The sequence below is a fragment of the Variovorax sp. 20P10.2.4 genome (assembly GCF_058244205.1).
Window position 1 is genome coordinate 1 of the sequence record NZ_JBZAYE010000841.1, and the last position, 2,653, is coordinate 2,653.

The window sequence follows — 2,653 nt, forward strand, 5'->3', positions numbered from 1 at the left end:
CGCGCGGCACTTCAGCTGGGCCGAGAGCGCGCAGCGGCACGTCGCCCTGTACCGCGAAGGCCTGCGCCACCCCCACGCCATCGAGACGAGGACCGCCCCATGCCCGTGATGCATTTCCAGGTGCGCTGGCCCGATGCCAGCGAATCGCGCTGCTACTCGCCTTCGCTGGTGGTGCGCGACTTCCTCGCGCCCGGCGAACGCTATGCGCTCGACGATTTCCTGCGGCGCACGCGCGAGGCGCTCGGCATCGCCTCCGAGCGCGTGCGCGCGAAGTACGGCTTCGCCTGTTCGCAGGCGATGGACCAGCTCGCCGAGATCGAGCGCATCGCCGCGCGCTTCGAGCCCGCCGCCGAAGTCACCGTGCTGGCCTTCGATTGACCTCCCCCTTGCGCCCCGATCGAGAAAGAGAGACCCCATGTCCCACCCCACCCATCCCGAGCATCCCTACGGCGGCCGCAGCCACTACAGCGTGGCGATCGTCGGCGGCGGCCAGGCCGGCCTGTCGCTGAGCCACTGCCTGCAGCAGCGCGGCATCGACCACCTCGTGATCGAGAAGCGCAGCCTGGTCCACAGCTGGCGCACGCAGCGCTGGGATTCGTTCTGCCTGGTCACGCCCAACTGGCAATGCCAGTTGCCGGGCTGGCCCTACCAGGGCGACGATCCGCACGGCTTCATGGTCAAGGACCAGATCAACGACTGGCTCGCGGGCTTCGTGGCGCAGGTGAAGCCGCCCGCGCTCGAGGGCGTGACGGTGCAACGCGTGGTGCACGTGCCGCAAAGCGGCGAGCGCGGCCGCTACGAGGTGCAGACCGACGCCGGCCTCTATACCGCCGACCAGGTGGTCGTGGCCTCGGGCGGCTACCACAAGCCGATCGTGCCGCGGCTGGCCGAGAAGCTGCCGGCCTCGGTGGCGCAGTACCACTCGGCGCAGTACCGCAACCCCGCGCAACTGCCCGAGGGCGCGGTGCTGGTGGTGGGCTGCGGCCAGTCGGGCGCGCAGATCGCCGAGGACCTGCACCTGGCCGGCCGCAAGGTCTACCTGGCCACGGGCGATGCACCGCGCTGCGCGCGCTTCTACCGCGGCCGCGAGGTGGTCGACTGGCTGGCCGACATGCAGTACTACGACATGCCGGTCACCGCCCATCCGCTGCGCGAGGGCGTGCGCGACAACACCAACCATTACGTGACCGGCCGCGACGGCGGGCGCGACATCGACCTGCGGCGCTTCGCGCGCGAGGGCATGGAACTGTTCGGCCTGCTGACCGACCTGGACCAGGGCGTGCTGCAGTTCCAGCCCAACCTGCGCGAGCACCTCGACCATGCCGACCGCATCTACAACGGCATCAACGCCTCGATCGACAAGTTCATCGCCGCCAACGGCATCGAGGCGCCGCCGCCCTCGGTCTACGCGCCCGTGTGGGAGCCGGCCGAGGAACGCACCCGGCTCGATCTCGCGGCCGCGGGCATCACCAGCGTGCTGTGGTGCATCGGCTTCTCGCCCGACTTCGCCTGGGTCGACGCGCCGGTGTTCAACGGCCGCGGCCATCCGGTGCACCAGCGCGGCGTCACGCGCGAGCCGGGGCTGTACTTCCTCGGGCTGCCGTGGCTGCACACCTGGGGCTCGGGGCGTTTCTCGGGCGTGGCGCGCGACGCGGAATTCCTCGCCGAAGCGATCGCCGCGCGGCGCGCCGAGCTGCGCGCGGAACCCGAGGTCGCGCCGCCCCGGCTGCAGGCGGCCTGAGCGCACGGGCGTCAGCCCATCGCGTAGCGCACGATCAGGAAGGCGCCCGAGCACAGCACCGCGAGCGCGACCACGCGCAGGAACTGCTCGCGCGACAGCCGCAGCGTGATGCGCCGGCCCAGCGCGGTGCCCAGCAGCATCGCGGGCAGCAGCAGCACGGCCAGCGCGAGGATCGAGACCTCGGCATACACGCCCGCTGCCAGGAACAGCAGCGCGCGCGTGAGCGTGCTGAGGCCGATCAGCGTGGACTGGGTGACGCGCACGCGTTCCTTTTCGTCGATGCGGCCCGCGAGATAGATCGCATAGATGAAGCCGCCGCTGCCGAACATGGCCGAGAAGATGCCGCCGACGAAGCCGAAGGGCACGGCCGCGCGCGCCGAGAGCCGCGCGACCGGCCGCCAGCCGCTGAGCGCATACAGCGCATAGGCGACCGCGAAGATGCCCAGCGCCAGCAGCATCGCCTGCGGCCGCCCGAGCAGCAGCAGCGCGGCACCCACGAGGCTGCCGAACGCCATCAGCGGCACCAGCCGGCGCAGCTCGGCGCGGTCGGCCGCGCCGGCATCGCGGCTCACGTTGACCACGGCCGCGACGAAGTCGAGCAGCGCCAGCAGCGGCACGACCGTGGCCACCGGCACGAACTGCGCGAGCACCGGCCCGGCGACCAGCGCGGTGCCGAAGCCGGCGATGCCGAAGATCACGTAGGCCGCGACGATGCCGGCGCAGATGGCCAGCAGCTGCGGCGGCGTGAAGGGCAGCAGGTGCTGCAGGGACGACGAAAAGGTCATGGGCGTTCGCTTCGTGGGGGCGAACGCGAATCTAGGCGCTCGCGGCGCGCCGCGCCAATGCCGAATGCGACGCGCGGCGATCTCGAAATCAGATCGATGGCGCGAACGCGGCCTGCAGCGACTCGCG

Annotated in this window: 3 protein-coding genes; 2 read left to right on the top strand and 1 reads right to left on the bottom strand. The window is 71.5% G+C overall.

Annotation, left to right across the window (positions count from 1 at the left end):
• Nucleotides 1-99: 99 nt before the first annotated feature.
• Complete coding sequence (locus tag AC27VN_RS38360; protein WP_057594432.1) at nt 100-378, top strand: MSMEG_0570 family nitrogen starvation response protein; 279 nt, start codon at nt 100-102, stop codon at nt 376-378.
• A gap of 37 nt (nt 379-415) precedes the next feature.
• Nucleotides 416-1,741 (top strand): MSMEG_0569 family flavin-dependent oxidoreductase, encoded by a 1,326-nt coding sequence (locus tag AC27VN_RS38365; RefSeq protein WP_057598965.1) that lies wholly within the window; start codon nt 416-418, stop codon nt 1,739-1,741.
• Between the two features lie 11 nt (nt 1,742-1,752).
• Here the strand turns inward: AC27VN_RS38365 and AC27VN_RS38370 are convergent, their stop codons facing one another.
• Nucleotides 1,753-2,526 (bottom strand): sulfite exporter TauE/SafE family protein, encoded by a 774-nt coding sequence (locus AC27VN_RS38370; protein WP_490880050.1) that lies wholly within the window; start codon nt 2,524-2,526, stop codon nt 1,753-1,755.
• Nucleotides 2,527-2,653: the final 127 nt, after the last annotated feature.